The 18,153-nt window shown below is 66.7% G+C and carries 18 protein-coding genes; 8 read left to right on the top strand and 10 right to left on the bottom strand.

Annotated features, from left to right (window positions below):
* Window positions 1-6: 6 nt before the first annotated feature.
* A complete protein-coding gene (gene rpsF, locus ABZX86_RS19005) occupies window positions 7-297 on the bottom strand; it encodes a 30S ribosomal protein S6 (RefSeq protein WP_297614012.1) in 291 nt (96 codons plus the stop codon).
* 169 nt (window positions 298-466) lie between these two features.
* On the opposite strand from rpsF, the gene ABZX86_RS19000 reads away from it, so the two are divergent.
* The gene (locus ABZX86_RS19000) at window positions 467-1,885 is read left to right on the top strand and encodes a hypothetical protein (RefSeq protein ID WP_355125113.1); all 1,419 of its coding nucleotides are present in this window, start codon (window positions 467-469) and stop codon (window positions 1,883-1,885) included.
* On the opposite strand, the gene ABZX86_RS18995 is transcribed toward ABZX86_RS19000, so the two are convergent.
* Complete coding sequence (locus ABZX86_RS18995) at window positions 1,882-2,439, bottom strand: ABATE domain-containing protein (protein WP_355125111.1); 558 nt, start codon at window positions 2,437-2,439, stop codon at window positions 1,882-1,884. The genes ABZX86_RS19000 and ABZX86_RS18995 overlap by 4 nt on opposite strands.
* Before the next feature lie 83 nt (window positions 2,440-2,522).
* Here ABZX86_RS18995 and ABZX86_RS18990 point away from each other — a divergent pair, with 83 nt between their 5' ends.
* The gene (locus tag ABZX86_RS18990) at window positions 2,523-3,512 is read left to right on the top strand and encodes a DMT family transporter (RefSeq protein ID WP_355125109.1); all 990 of its coding nucleotides are present in this window, start codon (window positions 2,523-2,525) and stop codon (window positions 3,510-3,512) included.
* Between the two features lie 97 nt (window positions 3,513-3,609).
* The gene (locus ABZX86_RS18985; protein WP_355125107.1) at window positions 3,610-4,572 is read left to right on the top strand and encodes a DUF389 domain-containing protein; all 963 of its coding nucleotides are present in this window, start codon (window positions 3,610-3,612) and stop codon (window positions 4,570-4,572) included.
* A 21-nt stretch (window positions 4,573-4,593) separates the two neighbouring features.
* Here ABZX86_RS18985 and ABZX86_RS18980 read toward each other — a convergent pair whose 3' ends face one another.
* The gene (locus ABZX86_RS18980; protein WP_355125105.1) at window positions 4,594-5,703 is read right to left on the bottom strand and encodes a DUF475 domain-containing protein; all 1,110 of its coding nucleotides are present in this window, start codon (window positions 5,701-5,703) and stop codon (window positions 4,594-4,596) included.
* Between the two features lie 109 nt (window positions 5,704-5,812).
* Window positions 5,813-6,388, bottom strand: coding sequence for a TerD family protein (locus tag ABZX86_RS18975; RefSeq protein WP_327142829.1), 576 nt, complete (start codon window positions 6,386-6,388; stop codon window positions 5,813-5,815).
* Between the two features lie 223 nt (window positions 6,389-6,611).
* Between ABZX86_RS18975 and ABZX86_RS18970 the strand changes: the two genes are divergently transcribed.
* The 4 genes from ABZX86_RS18970 to ABZX86_RS18955 all read left to right on the top strand — a co-directional run bounded on the left by ABZX86_RS18970 (window position 6,612) and on the right by ABZX86_RS18955 (window position 12,624).
* Window positions 6,612-7,814 carry a hypothetical protein gene (locus tag ABZX86_RS18970; protein WP_355125103.1) on the top strand — a complete coding sequence of 401 codons (1,203 nt, stop codon included), beginning with the start codon at window positions 6,612-6,614 and terminating at the stop codon, window positions 7,812-7,814.
* Window positions 7,815-7,907: 93 nt separating this feature from the next.
* Window positions 7,908-9,065, top strand: coding sequence for an HpcH/HpaI aldolase/citrate lyase family protein (locus ABZX86_RS18965; protein ID WP_355125842.1), 1,158 nt, complete (start codon window positions 7,908-7,910; stop codon window positions 9,063-9,065).
* Window positions 9,062-11,785: a phosphoribosyltransferase domain-containing protein gene (locus tag ABZX86_RS18960; RefSeq protein WP_355125101.1), complete on the top strand. Its 2,724-nt coding sequence runs from the start codon at window positions 9,062-9,064 to the stop codon at window positions 11,783-11,785. Before ABZX86_RS18965 ends, ABZX86_RS18960 begins: the two co-directional genes overlap by 4 nt.
* A 59-nt stretch (window positions 11,786-11,844) precedes the next feature.
* Window positions 11,845-12,624, top strand: a complete 780-nt coding sequence (locus ABZX86_RS18955; RefSeq protein ID WP_355125840.1) for an HAD family hydrolase — start codon at window positions 11,845-11,847, stop codon at window positions 12,622-12,624.
* Window positions 12,625-12,715: 91 nt separating this feature from the next.
* Here the strand turns inward: ABZX86_RS18955 and ABZX86_RS18950 are convergent, their stop codons facing one another.
* Window positions 12,716-13,207: an isoprenylcysteine carboxylmethyltransferase family protein gene (locus tag ABZX86_RS18950; protein ID WP_355125099.1), complete on the bottom strand. Its 492-nt coding sequence runs from the start codon at window positions 13,205-13,207 to the stop codon at window positions 12,716-12,718.
* A gap of 98 nt (window positions 13,208-13,305) precedes the next feature.
* Between ABZX86_RS18950 and ABZX86_RS18945 the strand changes: the two genes are divergently transcribed.
* The gene (locus ABZX86_RS18945; protein WP_355125097.1) at window positions 13,306-13,767 is read left to right on the top strand and encodes a MarR family winged helix-turn-helix transcriptional regulator; all 462 of its coding nucleotides are present in this window, start codon (window positions 13,306-13,308) and stop codon (window positions 13,765-13,767) included.
* A 65-nt stretch (window positions 13,768-13,832) separates the two neighbouring features.
* Here ABZX86_RS18945 and ABZX86_RS18940 read toward each other — a convergent pair whose 3' ends face one another.
* The 5 genes from ABZX86_RS18940 to ABZX86_RS18920 all read right to left on the bottom strand — a co-directional run bounded on the left by ABZX86_RS18940 (window position 13,833) and on the right by ABZX86_RS18920 (window position 17,922).
* Entirely contained in the window at window positions 13,833-14,585 is a 753-nt protein-coding gene (locus tag ABZX86_RS18940) for an isocitrate lyase/phosphoenolpyruvate mutase family protein (RefSeq protein ID WP_355125095.1), read from the bottom strand.
* A gap of 131 nt (window positions 14,586-14,716) precedes the next feature.
* Window positions 14,717-15,457: a dihydroxyacetone kinase phosphoryl donor subunit DhaM gene (gene dhaM / locus ABZX86_RS18935; protein ID WP_355125093.1), complete on the bottom strand. Its 741-nt coding sequence runs from the start codon at window positions 15,455-15,457 to the stop codon at window positions 14,717-14,719.
* Complete coding sequence (gene dhaL / locus ABZX86_RS18930) at window positions 15,454-16,071, bottom strand: dihydroxyacetone kinase subunit DhaL (RefSeq protein ID WP_355125838.1); 618 nt, start codon at window positions 16,069-16,071, stop codon at window positions 15,454-15,456. Before dhaL ends, dhaM begins: the two co-directional genes overlap by 4 nt.
* A complete protein-coding gene (gene dhaK, locus ABZX86_RS18925; protein ID WP_355125091.1) occupies window positions 16,071-17,072 on the bottom strand; it encodes a dihydroxyacetone kinase subunit DhaK in 1,002 nt (333 codons plus the stop codon). The genes dhaL and dhaK overlap by 1 nt, the downstream gene beginning before the upstream one ends.
* Window positions 17,073-17,187: 115 nt before the next feature.
* Entirely contained in the window at window positions 17,188-17,922 is a 735-nt protein-coding gene (locus tag ABZX86_RS18920; protein ID WP_355125089.1) for a hypothetical protein, read from the bottom strand.
* Window positions 17,923-18,153 lie beyond the last annotated feature (231 nt).

Raw genomic sequence — 18,153 nt, 5'->3', positions numbered from 1 at the left:
CAGGACCTACTTCTTGCCGAGCCGCAGCACCTTGGTGCGCAGCACCGACTCGTTCAGTCCCAGCTGGCGATCGAGTTCGCTGACCGTGGCGGACTCGGCGGTCAGCTTGACCACCGCGTAGATGCCTTCGGCCTGCTTGGCGATCTCGTAAGCGAGACGACGCTTGCCCCAGATGTCGACGTTGTCGACCTTGCCGCCTTCCTGACCAACCACGCCGAGCATGGTGTTCAGGTTCGGGCCAACGGTGCGCTCGTCCAGGCTCGGATCGAGGATAACCATCACTTCATAATGACGCACGGACCTCATCACCTCCTATGGGCTTAAACGGCCATGGACGATCCATGGCAGGAGGGTTCGTTGCGTCAGCAACCCGCCAAGGCTACATGACCTGCTCTGAGCAGCGAAATCCACCTGCTCGCCGACCAAAGGAAGCCGCTGACCGGGCGTGGCCCCTAGGGTGGGGGCCATGTCGAACCGACCCGTCACCACTGTGCCGGTCGCCGGCCGCGGGGAGGACGCGGAGCGTTCTCAGCTGGCGATCATCTCGGTATTGGTGTGTGCCGTCACACTACTGGTCGCCTACTTCAACAAGGCGCGGTGTGCGGGAGCTCCGTTCGACGAGTCGGGTCGCAGCACGATCTTCGACACCATCAAGGATTCGCACGTCTGTTATTCGGATATCCAGTTCCTCTGGCTGGGCCGCGATATCAACGAGCACGTCTTCCCCTATCTCTCCGGCGGCATCACCCCGGACGGCGCGCTGACCGGCGGCGCCGTCGAATACCCGGTGCTCAGTGGGCTTTTCATGTGGCTGGGTGCCATCGGCGCCGACAATGACGCCGCCTTCCTGCTGCATTCGGCGCTGCTGCTGGCGCCTTTCGCGCTGCTGACCGCCTACATGCTGGGCAAGCTGGCCGGCCGGGCCGCACTGCTGTGGGCGGCCGGACCGCCGCTGATCCTGTACGCCTTCCACAATTGGGAGCTGCCGGTGGTGTGCACGGCGGTCGGCGCGGTCTACGTGGTGACCACCATGACCCGATATTCGTTGCGGGCGCGGGGAATTGCGGCCGCGGTGCTGCTCGGCATCGGTTTCTGCCTGAAGCTGTATCCGGGAATCTTCGTGCTGCCGCTACTACTTCACGTTCTCGTCGGTGAGCCGACCGTCGAGTGCCGTGGTGAGACGCCGCCGGGCGTGCACTCGCGGCACTTCGATGTGCGCGGCGCGCTGGCGGTGGCGGCGACGGCCGTGGTCACGGTGGTGCTGATCAATCTGCCGTTCGCGCTGGCGGGTTTCCAGGGCTGGCGGGCGTCGATCACCTTCCAGGAGCTGCGGCAGGCCGATATCACCACCAATTCCGTCTGGTACTGGGGTCTGCGCCCGCTGTTCGGCAACTCGCTGCAGAGTGAGGCCACCTTCCAGGACGTGGTGTCGGTCGCCTCGCCGCTGCTGATTCTGGCGGCCTTCGTTCTGGCGGCATGGCTGGGCTGGCGGCGCTATGTGCTGACCGGCGTATATCCGTGGGTCGGCGTGAGCGGGGCCATGCTGTGCGGATTCCTGTTGCTGCACAAGGTGCATTCGCCGCAGTACACGCTGTGGCTGATCCCGTTCCTGGTGCTGCTGGAGGTGCCGTGGTCGCTGATCGGGGTGTATCTGCTCGCCGATGCCGCGATCGGCATCGGGGTGTTCCGCTACTTCTATGCGCTCGGCTCCGGGCGTTCCGCTGATCTGCAGGAGAATGTCGTGCAGTTCGGGGTGTGGGGTCGCGCGCTACTGCTGGTCGTGTTCTTCTTCGTCTTTGTTCGTGCGAAATCGCGCGGAATCATCGATACGACAAGGGAATTGGAACAGCCTCCACAGCCGGTACTGGCGTACTCGGCGCTCTAATGCGCGGCGTGCGAGTCGGTTTCGGTGTTCCGGGCCCGGAATGCCGCACTCTTGGCCCGGTTTCCGCACACCGTCATATCGCACCAGCGCCGCGAACCCGCGCGTGAGGTGTCGACGTACAGGCGGGTGCAATCCGCGCGCCCGCACTCCTTGATCCGCCCTCGATCCGCGCCGCCGATCAGTTCGACGGCCGAGCGAGCGATGGCGGCGAGCGCGGTTTCGATTGTGCCGCTGCGTTTTACCGAGCCGTCGGCCTCGACCGTGAGCTCCGGAAGTGTGCCCCGCGCGAGGTCGTTCACGAGCTGCCGATCCGGTGCGCCGAAGGGTTCGCCATGGGTGACGGCCAGCGCCAGTCGGTAGGCGGCTTCCCGCAATCGTGTGGCATCGGCCAGTGCGGCGGGGCCGGCTGCGGGGGCGTTGTCGAGCAAGGTGGCCTCGACCGCCCATTCGGCCAGGTCGTCCGGGGTCTCGAGGAGATCGGTGAACTCGGCGCGCCGGGACTGCACCGTCCCGATGAAGTCCAGTGCGAGGTTGCCGCTGACGAAGGTGAACATACTTCCCACAATAACCCCCTTGACTGGTTACTGAAAGGAGTGGAAGGTAGTAACCACATCAAGGGGTTACTTGAGAGGTAGCGATGAAGAATCGACTCATGGAGGGTGTGGCACAGCCCGCCTTCGTTCTCATGTGGAGCAGCGCGTTCATCGTCGGAATCATCGGCGTCGGCGCGGCCCCGCCGATGGTGGTGCTGTTCGCCCGGTACGCCTTCGCCGGGCCGCTGCTGGTGCTGTACGGCCTTGCGGTGCACGCGGTCTGGCCGCGCGGCCGGGAACTGCGGCATGTGATCATCGCCGGACTGCTCATGCAGATCGTGCAGTTCGGGGCCTTCTACACCGCCATGGGCGAGCATGTCCCGGCCGTGGTGATCGCCCTGATGCAGGGCCTGAATCCCGTTGTCATCGCGCTCTTCTCGGGTGTCCTCGGTGAGCACATCACCCGCCGGCAGTGGATCGGCTTCGGCATCGGCGGCATCGGCGTCGCCCTCGCCGTCAGTGATCAGTCGGCCTTCTCCTGGATGGGCCTGCTGCTGTGCGTCATCGGCCTGCTCGGCCTGAGCCTCGGCACGGTGTACCAGAAGAAGTTCACCCCCACCGTGGACAGCCGCGCCGCCACCGCCGTGCACCAGCTGGCCAGTGCGCCCTTCGCCGCAGTGCTCGTCCTGCTGAGCGGCGACTTCCACATCAGCGATCCCGGCCGGTTCGGGGTTTCACTGACCTGGATGGTGCTGATGAATTCCATGGGCGCGTTCCTGCTGCTCAATGCCATGCTGCGGCGCTGGGACGCGACCCGGGTCGGCAAGCTCTTCTTCGCCACCCCCGTCACCACCGCGGTCCTGGCCTGGCTGGTCATCGCACAACCCCTGCACCCCTTGACCATTGCCGGACTCGGCGTTGGCGTGATCGGCATGGTGCTGGCCTCCCGCAAGGCCCCGGCCGCGCCGGCTCAGCCCGAACCTGCTGCGCAGCCTGAGGTCCCAGCGCAGCCCGGGGTCACAGCGCAGCCCGGACCCACGACGCAGCCCGCCCGCACGGTGCCCGGCGCGCTGCCACAGCTGGCGCGGGCCTGATCAACCGAGCGCGGCACCCCTTCGGGTGCCGCGTTCATTCATGCGCGGACCGTGTCGGTGGCCTCTCGCGCGGGTGACCGCACGGCAGACTGTGTGCATGCTGCACCTGCGGATTATGGCTCCCGGCACCATGACCGAGGGCGTGCTCGCCGCCCTGGAGAACGATGAGGCGGTCACCGGGCTCGCCGTTTTCCGCGGCGCCGCGATTCGGCCGCCGGGCGATGTGATCACCGCGCAGGTGGCGCGGGAGGCCGCCAATGATGTGGTGGACAAGCTGCGCGTCCTGAAGGTGCATCAGGAGGGCAGTATCGAGATCGAACAGGTCGGAACCTGGTTGTCGCGCAGCGGCTTCGAGGCCGAACTGCACACTCCGGGCAGTAGCGCCGATTCGGTGGTGTGGGCCGAGGTGACACAGCGGTCCTACGACGAGACCGAACTCAATTGGACGTTCCTGAGCTTCCTGACGCTGGCGACCGTCATCGCGAGCATTGCCATCGTGACGGATTCGCAGATTCTCACGGTCGGAGCCATGGTGCTCGGACCCGAATTCGGCCCCATCGCCGCATTGGGCGTGGCCCTGGTACGACGGCGTTTCGTCCTGCTGCAGCTGGCGATTCGCACTCTGGTGCTGGGTTTTGTGGTCGCCATCGCACTCACCATCGTGCTGGCGCTCATCGGCCGCGCCCTGGGCTGGATCACCCTGGACGATGTGATCGGCCCCCGCCCCGGCACCGCATTCATCTACACGCCCGACAAGTGGTCCTTCATCGTCGCGGTGGTCGCCGGCGCGGCCGGGGTGCTGTCCATGACCTCGTCGAAATCGGTTGGCCTGGCAGGCGTTTTCATCTCGGTGACCACCGTCCCCGCCGCGGGCAATATCGCGCTGGGCGTGGCCTTCGGCAATGGCTCGACCATCTGGGGGAGCGTGGCGCAGTTGCTGCTGAATGTGGCCGGGATGGCCTTGGCGGGCTGGGTCACGCTCGCGATTCAGCAGTCGGTGTGGTCGCGCATATCGGTGCGGCGGGCCAGGCATCTGGCCGCGCCGCGCCGCATGCTGTGAACCGGTGTCAGTGAACCGGTATCAGCCGACCGGTGTGGGCTCGTTGGTGCTCACACTTTTGGACTCGTCGTCATCGCCTTCCCGGCGATTGCGAATGATGCTGGTAATGAACGCCGCTCCGATGAACGCCACACCCACCAGACCGGTGACGACCTCGTTGACGTGCACGCCGATCGAGATCAGCAGGATGATCGACAGCGCGCCGATGGCCCAGTGCGCGCCGTGCTCCAGGTACACGTACTCCGACAGCGTGCCCTTGCGGACCAGGAATACGGTGATGGAGCGGACGAACATGGCGCCGATGAGGCCCAGGCCCAAGGCGATCAGGATCGGGTCGGAGGTGATGGCGAACGCGCCGATCACGCCGTCGAAGGAGAACGAGGCGTCGAGCACTTCCAGATAGAGGAACAGGAAGAAGCCAGCCTTGCCCGCCACCTTCACGGCTTCGGAAGGCCCGGAGGAGGATTCGCCCTCCTCCTCGGTGTGGAAGACCGAGCCGAGCCCGTCCACCAGGATGTAGGTGATCACACCCAGCACGCCCGACAGCAGGACGGTGCCCCGATCATCGCTGTCCGCAATGAATTCCGCGGCGATGATGATGGCGCCGAGGGTCAGGACCACCGAAAGCATGTCCAGCTTGCCGAGTTTGGCCAGTGGCCGCTCCAGCCAGCCGAGCCAGGTGACCTCGTGCTCCTCCAGAATGAAGTTCAGGAACAGCAGCAGCAGGAACGCGCCACCGAAGGCCGCGATCTGCGGATGCGCGTCGGTGAGCAGCTTCTCGTAGGAGGGGCTGCCGTCGGCGAAGGTGAGCGCGCCGTCGGCCGGCGGGTTCAGCGCCAGGTCGAAGGCCCGCTTCGGATCCAGGCCGGCGGTGACCCACACGATGCCCAGCGGGAACACCAGGCGCATGCCGAAGACGGCGATGAGCACGCCGACGGTCAGGAAGATCTTCTGCCAGAACTCGCTCATCCGTTGCAGGACACTGGCATTGATGACCGCATTGTCGAACGACAGCGACACTTCGAGGACACCCAGGATGGCGCACAGAGCCAGTCCTGTGACACCGCCGTATACGAATGCCGCTATGAGAGCCACCACCGAGACGATCATGGAGAGGCCGAAAATACGCACCGCAGAGGGCCTTTCGTAGTGCCGGTATCGATTCGATTTTCAGAGCAGTAAGCCGCACAGGGCAGGGGCTCGGGTGCCCGAGCCCCTGATGCGTGGAGACTTTGTTCGGTTAGACGTTCACGCCGAAGTCGCGCGCGATGCCCGACAGGCCGGAGGCGTAGCCCTGGCCGATGGCGCGGAACTTCCACTCGGCCCCGCTGCGGTACAGCTCACCGAAGACCATGGCGGTCTCGGTGGAGGCGTCCTCGCTGAGGTCGTAGCGGGCGAGCTCGGCATTGGTGGCCCGGTCGACGACCCGGATGTAGGCATTGCGGACCTGGCCGAAGCTCTGGGCGCGCGAATCGGCGTCGTAGATCGAGACCGGGAAGACGATGGACTCGATGGTCGGCGGGGTGTTCGCGAGATCGACATTGATGGTCTCGTCGTCACCCTCGCCCTCGCCGGTGAGGTTGTCGCCGGTGTGCACGATGGTGCCCTCCGGGGACTGCAGGTTGTTGAAGAAGATGAAGTGCTTGTCCGACAACACCTTCTTGTCGGCACCGGTCGCGATGGCGCTCGCGTCCAGATCGAAATCGGTCCCGGTGGTGGTCCGCACATCCCAGCCCAGCCCCACGGCCACGGCGGTCAGGTTCGGAGCCTGCTTGGTCAGCGAAACATTGCCGCCCTTGGACAAACTGACACCCATGCGGGAATCCCTTCCGTTCGAAAGCTTTCAAGCCTTGTGGTAGAGCTGCTTTACAGCGGCATGTCCGAATTGCCGGAGTCCGCAAGTACGACCCTAGTAGCTCACACCTGCCCTGCGCACGAACAAACCGAGGACATCGCGGGGGACAACCCTGTCTCACGACATGTCACCGGGTTCATCGTCACAGTCGCCCAGGATGTGAACGGCCACCTAACATCGGGGCGTGGCAGGCCGTAAGCGTGGATGGTTCCGGACCCCGGCGAGGGACACGGCGTGGGTGCAGCAGGCCCGGCAGGCGCTGACCGCTGCCTTCCTGGACATGGACACCCGGCAGAGCATTGCCGAGAATGCCGTCGCGGCCTCCGCGCAGATAGCGCCGGAGCGCGGTATGACCGCGCAGTGGGAGCGGGTGCGGGCGCGCTGCTATGACGCGGCGGGCGCCTATCTGGCCTTGAACGAGCGCTTGGACCAGGCCGAACGTGATGGAATCCCGGTGCCGCAGCCCGAGATCGACGCCCAGGTGCGGCGGCTCGCCGAGGCCGCGCGCGGGGTGGACGAGTTCTATCACGCCAATCAGGCGCACCTCGAGCACTCGGTGGCGCTGCTGTCGTCGGTGCCGCAGTTGGTCGCGCAGGTGCGGTCCGCGGCGCAGCAGGCCCGGCAGGCCGCCGATGCCTCGCCGTACGCCGGGTACCCCTCGGTGCGGCAGTATGCGGCGGCCGTGGATGAGGCTCTCGTCACACTCGAGGGAGCAGTTGCCGGTGGTGGGGCGGGGGTGGTGCGGCAGGCGGCGACCGAATTGGAGGCGCATACCCGATCGCTGTCAAGGGCCCTGGAAGAGGCTCCGGGCAAACAGCATTCGGCGAGCACCGCACTCGCCTCCGCGGGGACCCGGTTATCGGCCGTGCAGACCCGTACCGAACGCCTCGCGCCGGCGCGGTCCGCGCTGCTCCGAGAGTTCAACGCTGCAAGTTCCGCGGATTTGGCGAACAATGAGCGCCAAGCCCACCGAGCCATCGACGCCGCTGCTGCGGAACTGTCGAAAGCCCGGGCCGCCCTGCAGAACAACGACCCGGAGCAAACCCTTGAGTTGACCACATCCGCCCGCGGCCTCCTCGCCACCGCCGAGGAGCAGGCCGACGCCGTCACCGACCGGCTGAGCCTGCTGCGCGAGGTGCGAGCGCAGCCGCAGGAGAAGGCCAAAACCGTCCGGTTCAAACTGCGTGACGCGCAGATGCTGGCGGTGAACAGCGGACTTGTCGCCCAGTGGGGCTCGGTCCTGGATGCCCAGGCCGAACGCCTCGAACGGGCGGCGGGCGGACTGGTCGGACCACATCCGGACTACTGGGCCTACATCTCCGAACTGGATGCCATTTCCGGGTTTCTGACGGGTGTTGTCGACCGCATGCGCAAAACCGATAGATAGCCGACCGAACAGTAGGAGGAACGAGGGCCGATGACCGGAGTTATCACCACTTATCCGGGATTCGCGCCCATATCGCTCCGAAAACGGTTCCCGATGCGGCACTTCCGGCAGGTCCCCGGACCTGAGCTGCGACTGCTCTTCCATCAGCTGCCCGAACCCTTCGGCGGCTCCACCGACCGCGACCTGCTGTCCATGGCGCTCGGGGCGACGCTGTACGTGCCCGCGACCCGTCCCGATCTCACCGCCACCATCGTGCGGCGGGCCGAACGCGGTGTGTGCTCCATGGTCATCGATCTCGAGGACGCGGTCGCCGACCACGAACTGGAATTCGCGAAGAAGCAGGCCGCGCTCACCATCGAGGAGCTGGGCGCGGGTGTGGACCCGTATCCGCTGCTGTTCGTCCGGGTGCGCGATGCCGCCTCCGTCGGCGAGATCATCGATCAGCTCGGACCCGGGTCGGGAGCGCTCACCGGCTTCGTCTTCCCGAAATTCGACAGCGTTTCCGGCCTGGACTACCTCGCCGCACTCGATGCCGCGTCGGAACGCCTGGGTCGCACGCTCTTCGGCATGCCGGTGCTGGAATCACCCTCGCTGGTGCACCGGCAGACCCGCGATACCGAACTGCACCGCATCCAGTCGATGCTCTCCGCGCGCCGGGAACAGGTGCTCGCGGTGCGCATCGGAGCCACGGATATGTGCTCCACCTTCGGTATTCGCCGCGATCGCGATCTCACCATCTACGACGTGCGAGTGGTCGCCGACGTCATCGCCGATATCGTGAACTACCTCGGGCGTACGGACGGAACGGGATTCACCATCACCGGGCCGGTGTGGGAGTACTTCGCCGATCACGAGCGCATGTTCCGCCCGCTGCTGCGTACCTCGCCGTTCGCCGAGGTCGATGCGGTGCCGTTCCGGCAGTACCTGGTCAGCCGAGATCTCGACGGGCTGCTGCGGGAGATCACGCTGGACCGCGCCAACGGCATTCAGGGCAAGACGGTCATCCATCCCTCGCATGTGGCTGTGGTGCACGCACTTTCGGTCGTGACACACGAGGAGTACCTCGATGCGCTCGACATTCTGCGCGAGGACGTCGGCGGCGTCGCCGCCTCCGAATACCGCAACAAGATGAACGAGATGCGCCCGCATCGCAGCTGGGCCCGGCAAACGCTGCTGCGCGCCCGGGTATTCGGGGTCACCAATACCGGGGTGTCCTTCGTGGATCTATTGAAAGTGCTGGTGGCATCGTGACTTCCGCGCCCTGGGCGACCCGTGAACTCGGACTGGGAGTGCGCCACGGTGACTCCTATGTGCCCGCGGGCGACTGGAGTGTCCCGCTGCTCATCGAACCCGGACTGCGGCACAATAATCCGCGCCGGGCGCACCTGCTGATTTCGACCGTCCTGGGTAAGCACCTGCCCACCGATCCGCATCGGGTCATCGATGCCGGGAACCGGCTCGGCGATCTGGTGCGCGCCGCGCTCGGCGCGCACCAGATCGGCGAGGCGGGGGCGGGCGGAGAATCCGTGCCAGCCGTCGAGGTCGCTCGGGCAGGCGCTGAATCCGCTGCCTCGCAATCGAATCGGCCGGGCATCGGCGCGGTTGTTCTCGGGTTCGCTGAGACCGCGACCGGCCTGGGGCACATCGTCGCGGCGCGCATCGAAGCGCAGTGCTACCTGCACTCGACTCGGCGCGAGGTGCCGGAGGCCGAGACGCTCACCGGTTTCGAAGAGGGGCATTCGCACGCTACCTCGCATCTACTACAGCCCTCGCCCGCCGAGATCTTCCGCAACAACCTGCCGATGGTGCTGGTCGACGATGAGATCTCCACCGGCGCAACCGCTCTCGACGCCATACGCGCCCTGCACGCGTTCACCCCGCGCACCCATTACATCCTCGCGTCACTGGTCGATATGCGCACCGCGACGGACCGGCTCGCCTTCGAGGTGGCCGCCACCGAACTGGGCGCCCGCATCGACACCGTTTGCCTGGCCTCCGGCGAAACACTGCTGCCGGAGCACCTCGTCGAATCGGTTGCCGCCCTGCCCGACCCGGAACTGAACCCGATCGCCGCCACCCGCGGTCGCATCGCCCGGCTCGAACTCCCTTGGCCGTCAACTGTTCCCGAGGGCGGCAGACACGGCACGCTGCACACCGACACCCCTGCCTTCGATCTCGCGCTGTCCGGTGCGGTCGCCGCACTGCGCAACGGAATCTCCGACCTGCCATGGAGCAGCGTCGATTCCGATCATGCGCCCGCAGCGGCTGTTCACAGCGCGGATGACCGGAACCCTGCCGGGAGTGCGACGCTCGGTCGTGCCGATACGTCTGGACAGACTGATCTCGCGGCCGGACTTGTCGCAGGGCAGCCGGACGAGGAGGCATCGCCGCGTCCGGTGATCGTGCTCGCGCACGAGGAGTTCATGTATCTGCCTTTGCGGCTGGCAGCGGCGCTGGCCGACGGTGGCGTGCCGACCCGGTACCAGACGACGACGCGATCTCCGGCGTATGTGCTCGATGAACCCGGGTACCCGCTGCGGCGCGGATTCCGTTTCACCGCACCCGAACTCGGCGAGGACGCGCCGCGCTTCGTCTACAATGCGCAGTGGCCGGAGTCGGCCGCTGTCGACCCTGTGCTGCTGGTGGTCGTCGACGAGCCCGCCGATACCGAACGCCTCACCGGCGCGGGCGGTCTGATCGACGTGCTGACCGCCTCCGGCGCGGATGTCGTGCTGGCAGTGCTCTCCGGCGCTGACCCGCAGGCCCTGCACGCCGACCGCAGCCGACGTCCCGCGGTGGCAGGACACGCTCATCGTGATGCTGCCGCTCCGGATACGGCGCAGGCCAGGGCATTGCCGGAACCGTTGCGCGGGCCGGAGTTCGGGTCCTATGCGGCGGATGAGGTGTCCTGGCTGCTGAAAGATCTTTCCGAGGTGGACCTGGAAGCCGATGTGGCGGAACGGGAGCAGCGGATTCAGGCGGGGGACGCGCACTATGCGGAGTCGCTGCCTATCGAGTATCAGCCGGATGCCGCGTATCGGGAACTGTTCGAGCGGGTGCTGGACGAGAGTGCGGAGCGGCTGGCGCTGGCCGTGGCCACGGTTTCGGAGCTGGTGGTGGCGGAGCGCGGTGACGAGGTGGTGCTGGTTTCGCTGGCTCGGGCGGGTACCCCGGTGGGGGTGCTGATGCGGCGGTGGCTGCGGTCGCGGTCGCCGGGCCTGGAGATTCCGCACTATGCGGTGTCCATCGTGCGCGATCGCGGGATCGATGCGGTGGCGCTGGATTATCTTGCCCGGCATCATGATCCGGCGAATATCGTCTTCGTGGACGGCTGGACCGGCAAGGGTGCGATCACGCAGGAGCTCGCCGAGGCCTTGGACGCCTACCACGCGGCAGGTGGGGCGCGCTTCAATCCCGATCTGGCGGTGCTGGCCGACCCGGGGAGCTGTGTCAGCACCTACGGCACTCGCGACGACTTCCTCATCGCCTCCGCCTGCCTGAATTCCACTGTCTCCGGCCTGGTTTCGCGGACAGTGCTCAATGACACCCTCATCGGCCCGCGCGACTTCCACGGCGCGAAGTTCTATCGGGAACTGGCCGACGCCGATGTCTCCGGCCGACTACTGGATGCCGTCACCGCGGCCTTCGACACGGTGCGCCCGCAGGTGGCCGCGCAGCTGGAGTCCGTTCGAACCTCCGATCGCTCGCCCACCTGGGCGGGCTGGGCCTCGGTCGAGAAGGTCCGTGCCGCATACGGCATCTCCAGCGTGAATTTCGTGAAACCCGGTGTGGGAGAGACGACCCGGGTACTGCTGCGCCGGGTGCCGTGGCGGGTGCTGGTGCGGGAGGCCGACGCTCCCGAACACGCACACATCCGCATGCTCGCAGCCGCTCGCGACGTTCCCGTCGAGGTGGTTCCCGATCTCGCCTACGCGTGCATGGGCTTGATCAAGGATGTGCGCAACCAGTGACGGAGCGACGACGGCTGCTGCGCCGGGAAACACTGGTGGCGACCGACCTGGACCGCACCATGATCTACTCCCGCAATGCTTTCGGAGCCACCCCGGACCTGCCCGCACTCTGCGTCGAGCACTACGAGGGCGCACCCCTGTCGTATATGACCGATATCGCGGTCGACCGAATGGGCGCCCTCACCGGCGCGGCAGCGGTGGTGCCGACCACCACGCGAACCATCAAGCAGTTCAAGCGCATCGGCCTGCCTGGTGCGCCCTGGCGCTACGCCATCACCACCAATGGCGGCAATATCCTCGACAACGGCGTCCCCGATATGCGCTGGCGCACCGCCCTCGACGCCGAGGTCCGCACCACCGCCGCCACCCTCTCCCAGATCAGCGCCGAACTCCGCAGCCGCACAGCCGATTCCTGGGCTACGAGGTTCCGCATAGCCGACCACCTCTTCTGCTACCTGGTCGTCGACCTGGCGACTTTCCCCGCCGACTTCCTCGCCGAATGGGATGCCTGGTGCCGCCCCCGCGGCTGGTCCGCCTCCCAGCAGGGCCGCAAGATCTACACCATGCCCGCCGCCGTCTGCAAAAGCCGCGCAGTCGCCGAAGTCCGCCGCCGCCTTGTCGATTCGGGCGAACTATCCCCCGATTCCCGCCTACTCGCCGCCGGCGACGGCGCCCTCGACGCGGAAATGCTCCGCACCGCCGACGCCGCCATCCGCCCCCGCCACGGCGAACTCGAACAACTGAACTGGACCAGCCCCAACCTCACCGTCACCACCGCCACCGGCATCCGAGCCGGCGAAGAAATCCTCGACTGGTTCCTGAGCTCGAGCGCCCGCTGATTCCTTTTCGGCTACGGCCTGCGACGGGTGTCATTGCAGGAGTGGGCAATTGGACATCAATCCGCCTGAGCTACACGAGATGATTGCCCGATCACTCTGCGCGCCAAGGGTGTAGCCGGGGCAACCAGGCCGGGACTGCGGCGCGGTAGTGCTTGTATTGCGGGCCGTACCGCGCGGTGAGGGTGGGTTGTTCGTAGGTGAGGACGAACAGTGCGGTGGTGGCCCAGACGAGAGCGGCGTAGGCCAACAGGGGAAGCTGGCCCAACAGCAGCGATTGTCCGGCGATGATGGCGACGACGCCGAGGTACATGGGGTTGCGCACGTAGCGGTTGAAGCCGCTCACGACGAGAGTTTCGGTGGGCGCCAGCGGCGCGGGCGTGCCGGCCGCGCGGGCGAATTCGATGAAGGCGCTGAGCAGGGGGATCAGTCCGGCGACGATGACGACGGCGCCGGCGATCCGCGCGATGAGCCAGGGCTGATGGAATTCCCAGCGTGAGATCCACCAGGGAATGAGGCCGGTGACGGTACCGGGGGCGAGGACGAAGAAGGCGACGGTGCCGACGACGGCACTGGGTTTGCGCATGGCGACCACCTTGTTATGCAGGTTACCTGCCTAACTATAGGCAGGTAACCTGCATACTGTCGAGGTGTGAACCAGCATGATGTCGAGAGGTGTCAACAATGAACCAGCCGCTCATTGCGTTGCTGCGCGGCATCAGCGCGGCCATCGTCAGCGAACTCATCGTGACGCTGCATGCTGCCGGCTATCCCGATATCACCGCGGCCCACCATCCGGTGTTCTACAACCTCGACCTGGACGGCACGCGGCTTACCGCGCTGGCCGCCCGCGCCGGCATCACCCACCAATCGATGGGCGAACTCGTCACCGGTCTGATCGGGCTGGGTTACCTTGCGCGCCAGCCTGATCCGGCGGACGGGCGCGCGCGGCTGATCGTCCTGACCAGTAAAGGCCAGGGTGCTGTGCGCACCGCCCGCAAGGCTGTCGCCGACATCGACCAAGCCTGGTTTGCCCGGCTACGCGACGCTGGACTTCACGGTGATATCCAGGGCGCGTTCGCCGCCGCCCTTCAAGACGCACGAGCAACTCCGGCCTGGACCCCGGAAATCCCCGGCAAGAAGTGATCCCGAACCTTGTCGCCGGGGGCGGAGGGCCGAAGGTGCCGGGCCGTAGTGGGCCCGGCCGCAAATCAGCGCCAGGGGGTGAGGAGGGTGTTGGCTTGTTCGGTGAGGGCGTTTTGGAGGAAGGGGCCGAAACTTACTCGGGCTACGCCGGATTCGGCGAGGGCGGGGCGGTTGGCTTCGGCGGGGATGCCGATGGCGTTGATGGGGAGGGGGAGGTCGGTGCAGAGGGTGCGGAGGGTTTCGGGGTCGTGGCGGCCGACCGGGTAGAGAACGTCGGCGCCGGCTTCGGCGGCGAGACGTAAACGGGTGAGGGCGCTTTCGAGGCGTTCGGCGGGGGTGCCGGTGTCCTGACGCAGGAAGACGTCGGTGCGGGCATTGATCACGAAGTGGACGTCGGTGGTGTCGGCGGCCTGGCGGAGCTCCGCGACGAGGTCGGCGTGCTCTTGCGGGGTGCGGAGGCGGCCGCCCTCGCTGTGCACGGAATCCTCGATATTGAGGCCGACCGCGCCGGCGTCGAGCAGCCCGTTGATCAGGTCGGCGGGCTTCTGGGCGTAGCCGGATTCGATATCCACTGATACGGGGACGGTCACGGCGGCGGTGATCTCGCGAATGCGGGCGGTCACCTCGGTGAACGTCATCCCCTCCTTGTCCTCTTTGCCGAGGGAATTCGCGAGCGGGTGGCTACCGACGGTCAATGCCGAGAAACCGGCCTCCTGCACCAGTTTCGCCGACCAGGCATCCCAGACCGTCGGCAGAATCACCGGATTGCCGGGCTGGTGGAGTCCGAGGAATGTGACTGCTTGCTCCTTCAGGGTCATGCCCACGATCTTGCCCCTGTCCCTCGGCAGGCGAAAGGAGGTCAGGTCACCGGCCCTCGAGGCGGTCATCGGCCGGGCTCCGGGCGAGGCCCAGCGTTATCCAGGCGAATCCACCTGGACCGGCGCGTCCTTCAGTGTCCAGAGGTCGAAGCGCGCACGATCTCGATGGCCGCAGCCGCTTCCGGGCCGAGCGCCGATACCTCCAATTGGTGGCCGGACAGCAGGCCGAGGGTCAGCACTCGGGTCAGACTGTCCGCCGGGACCGGGCCCGCGCCGGTGGTCGCATTGCGGAGTTCGACATCGGCATCGATATCTCGCAGGGCCGCTACCAGTTCGGCGGCGGGGCGGGCGTGCAGGTCGTGCTCGTTCGTCACCTCGATCACGGCCACGGTGCGGGGTGCGGTGGTGGCCGGCGGTGCGATCGAATCGGAGGGCGCAGGGGATTCGCCTTCGGGATCATCCAGCCGTGTCAGCACACCGAGCTGTGTTCGCTTGGCGGTCAAGGCGTGTTCGGCCTCCTGCGCCACCTTCTCCAGGTCTGCGCCGCTGCCCGCCATTGCCAGGGCGGCGACCAGGCCCTCCACGAACGGCGCGGCGCACAGTCGGACCCGAACCGGGGTCTCCAGGAGATCGACCGCTGTTTCGGCGGAGAGCACCGCGCTGCCGAGATCCATGAGGACGAGGACGCCGTCACCGCTGTCGGCCGCGGTAATGGCCTCGGCCACGGCGACCGCATCCGTGCCGAGGCTGTTGTCGTATGAGCCGGCGGCGATTTCGATGTGCACCGCCTGCGCGGGCAACAGCTCGGTGGCCAGCGCAACCGCCGCTCTGGCGAGGGGACGGCTGTGCGAGACGACGACCAGGCCGATCATCGCAGGGCCTGCCGGGCGGCGAGCACCAGCAGCGCGGCGCTGGTCGCACCCGGATCCTGGTGTCCGACACTGCGTTCGCCGAGATAGGACGCGCGGCCCTTGCGAGCGAGCAGGGAAGTTGTTGCGTCCCTGCCGGATTCGGCGGCTGCGACCGCCGCATCCAGCGCTTCGGCCGGGGCGGCACCCGCCGCGACCTGCTTGTCGAGCGCATCCACGGCGGGGGAGAGGGCATCGATCATGGTCTTGTCGCCGAGTTCGGCTTTGCCCCGGGCAATCACGCCGTCGAGCCCGGCACGAAAGGCGCGCGCGAAATCGGCTGTCTCCGTATCGGGTTGAATCGCACCGGCGAACCGCAGGAAGAACGTGCCGTACAGCGGACCACTCGCGCCGCCGACGGTGCGAATGAGCACCATGGCGGTCTGCTTGCACACCTCGGCCGCTGTCCCGCCCACATCTGAATCATCCAGCGCCGCAACGGCCGCCGACATCCCGCGCTGCATATTCGTGCCGTGGTCGGCATCGCCGATGGCGGCGTCGAGCGCCGTCAGCTCGTCGGCGTGCGCATCGATCAGAGCCGCGAATCCGCGCACCCAGGCCCCCGCATCCACCGTCATCAGATCCCCCATCGCAGTGCTGGAGTGCGGACCGGTGCGTCCCACAGCGCGGTGAGCTCCTCGTCGAGCCGCGTCAGCGTCACCGAGCAGCCCGCCATATCCAGCGAGGTGATGTACGAACCCACCAGCGAGCGGACGACCTCGACGCCGTGGCCGCGCAGCAGGCGGGACACCTCGTCGAACATGAGGTACAGCTCGATGAGCGGGGTGCCGCCCATGCCGTTGACAAAGCAGAGCACCCGATCACCCTGGGCGAACGGCAGATCCGCGAGGATCGGCTCGACGAGCATGGCGGCGATCTCCCGCGCCGGAGCCAGCGGCACCCGCCGCCGTCCGGGCTCACCGTGAATGCCGACGCCGATCTCCATCTCGGTCTCGCCCAATTCGAAGGTCGGATGACCGACGGCGGGCACCGTGCCCGAGGTCAAGGCCATGCCCATGCTGCGCGATTCACTGTTCACCCGCTCGGCGATGCGCGCCACCTCGGTCAGCGGCCGGCGCTGTTCGGCGGCGGCCCCGGCCATTTTCTCCAGGATCACGGTGGCGCCGACACCGCGGCGACCTGCGGTGTACAGGCTGTCCTGCACGGCCACATCGTCGTTCACCACCACCGACGCCACCTGCGCGCCGGTCTCGGCCGCGGCGAGTTCGGCGGCCATCTCGAAATTGAGCACATCGCCCGTGTAGTTCTTGACGATGTGCAGCACCCCGGCCCCGGCATCCACGGCGGTGGTGGCCGCCAGAATCTGGTCCGGCACCGGGGAGGTGAAAATCTCCCCGGCACAGGCGGCGTCCAGCATGCCGTGGCCGACGAACCCGGCGTGCAGCGGTTCGTGCCCGGACCCGCCCCCGGAGACCAGGCCCACCTTGCCCGCGACGGGCGCGTCGGCGCGCACCACAACCCGTTGTTTCGCATCGACCCGCAGCTCGGGATGGGCGGCGGCCATACCCGCGAGGGCGGCGTCGACCACGTCGGCCGGATCATTGATCAGCTTCTTCACCGAATTCTCCCCTCGGAAGGCCCGGTTCGCACGGCTGCAGCCAGCCTCGCACCCCGGCGCGCCGACAGTGCCTGTTTCGGGCTATTCGGCAGTGGCGTCGCTATTCGGCGGTGTCCTATTCGGAAGTCTCGTGCTCCAGCGTGCGTGCCAGTTCGATATCGGTGACCAGCTGCACCATGAGTTCGCGTAGTTCGCAGTCCGGCAGATGGTGGGCGGCGAATTCGAACGGCTCCGACACATCGAGTCCGCCGCGCGTGGCCTCCAGAATCACCCACGGGATACCGACATCGGCCACTCCCAGTTGATCTCGCACCAGGTCCGCGGTGTCGTCGACCAATCCGGTACGGGCCGATACCGCCGCCGTCATCTGCTCGTCGAGTTCGACCCGCCGGGCCTCCAGCGCGCCCATATCCGCGCCGATCTCCTGCGTCACGGTGGTGCGGACGGACCCGTCGTCGAATACCTGGAAACCTTCATTGACTGCCGTTGTGCCCAGCGCGATCTCGGCCTCGGCAAGATCGGGCAGGGAGCGCAGGCAGTCCAGCACCGCGTCCAGGGCTACGACCAGGCGATCTCGAATCTCACGGCGGTGCAGCAATTCCCGCTCGGCCTGTTCCCGCTCGGTGAGGACCTGCTCGACCGCACGGCCGATCTGGAAGGCCATGGCCGTCGATTCCGGCGCCCAGCCGCCCTGCGGTACGAATTCCCCTTCACCGGGAGTAATGGTGTCGAGGAAGCCATTTACCGCATCGAGCAGATCCTCCAACTGGGCTCTGGACACGGCTGGATGCCGGAAGGCGCGCAGATACTTCTCGTGCCCTTCCGCCGGCTCGACCTCACCGCTACTCACGCGATCGATACTGCCATGGGCAGGCGGCGGACAGCCGTAATGTCAGCAAACTTTTGGCGTGCCCTGACTGGTGTAGGCACTCAGTCGATCTGAAGTCGAACTCGAGGGTCAGCAAATTCGCGGCATCAATGGTTTGGTTGCTATTCTGGAAGGAACGCGAATAACGGTTTGTGCAGATCGGTGCCGTGGGCATAATTCTTGCCCGGAACATTATCGCTCCCAACGAGATTC

Source organism: Nocardia sp. NPDC006630 (genome assembly GCF_040611495.1).
Lineage (GTDB): Bacteria > Actinomycetota > Actinomycetes > Mycobacteriales > Mycobacteriaceae > Nocardia.
The sequence above is the reverse complement of the archived record's forward strand: the minus strand, read 5'-3'. Positions and strand labels throughout refer to the sequence as shown.

Excerpts from the sequence above, each read along its gene's own strand:
- ABZX86_RS18955 (WP_355125840.1), top strand. The coding sequence starts at position 11,845 with ATGATCTACTCCCGCAATGCTTTCGGAGCCACCCCGGACCTGCCCGCA.
- dhaL (WP_355125838.1), bottom strand. The coding sequence starts at position 16,071 with ATGACGGTGGATGCGGGGGCCTGGGTGCGCGGATTCGCGGCTCTGATC.
- ABZX86_RS19000 (WP_355125113.1), top strand. The coding sequence starts at position 467 with ATGTCGAACCGACCCGTCACCACTGTGCCGGTCGCCGGCCGCGGGGAG.
- dhaM (WP_355125093.1), bottom strand. The coding sequence starts at position 15,457 with ATGATCGGCCTGGTCGTCGTCTCGCACAGCCGTCCCCTCGCCAGAGCG.
- ABZX86_RS18950 (WP_355125099.1), bottom strand. The coding sequence starts at position 13,207 with ATGCGCAAACCCAGTGCCGTCGTCGGCACCGTCGCCTTCTTCGTCCTC.
- ABZX86_RS18975 (WP_327142829.1), bottom strand. The coding sequence starts at position 6,388 with ATGGGTGTCAGTTTGTCCAAGGGCGGCAATGTTTCGCTGACCAAGCAG.
- ABZX86_RS18945 (WP_355125097.1), top strand. The coding sequence starts at position 13,306 with ATGAACCAGCCGCTCATTGCGTTGCTGCGCGGCATCAGCGCGGCCATC.
- ABZX86_RS18965 (WP_355125842.1), top strand. The coding sequence starts at position 7,908 with ATGCGGCACTTCCGGCAGGTCCCCGGACCTGAGCTGCGACTGCTCTTC.
- ABZX86_RS18990 (WP_355125109.1), top strand. The coding sequence starts at position 2,523 with ATGAAGAATCGACTCATGGAGGGTGTGGCACAGCCCGCCTTCGTTCTC.
- ABZX86_RS18985 (WP_355125107.1), top strand. The coding sequence starts at position 3,610 with ATGCTGCACCTGCGGATTATGGCTCCCGGCACCATGACCGAGGGCGTG.
- ABZX86_RS18995 (WP_355125111.1), bottom strand. The coding sequence starts at position 2,439 with ATGTTCACCTTCGTCAGCGGCAACCTCGCACTGGACTTCATCGGGACG.
- ABZX86_RS18940 (WP_355125095.1), bottom strand. The coding sequence starts at position 14,585 with ATGACCCTGAAGGAGCAAGCAGTCACATTCCTCGGACTCCACCAGCCC.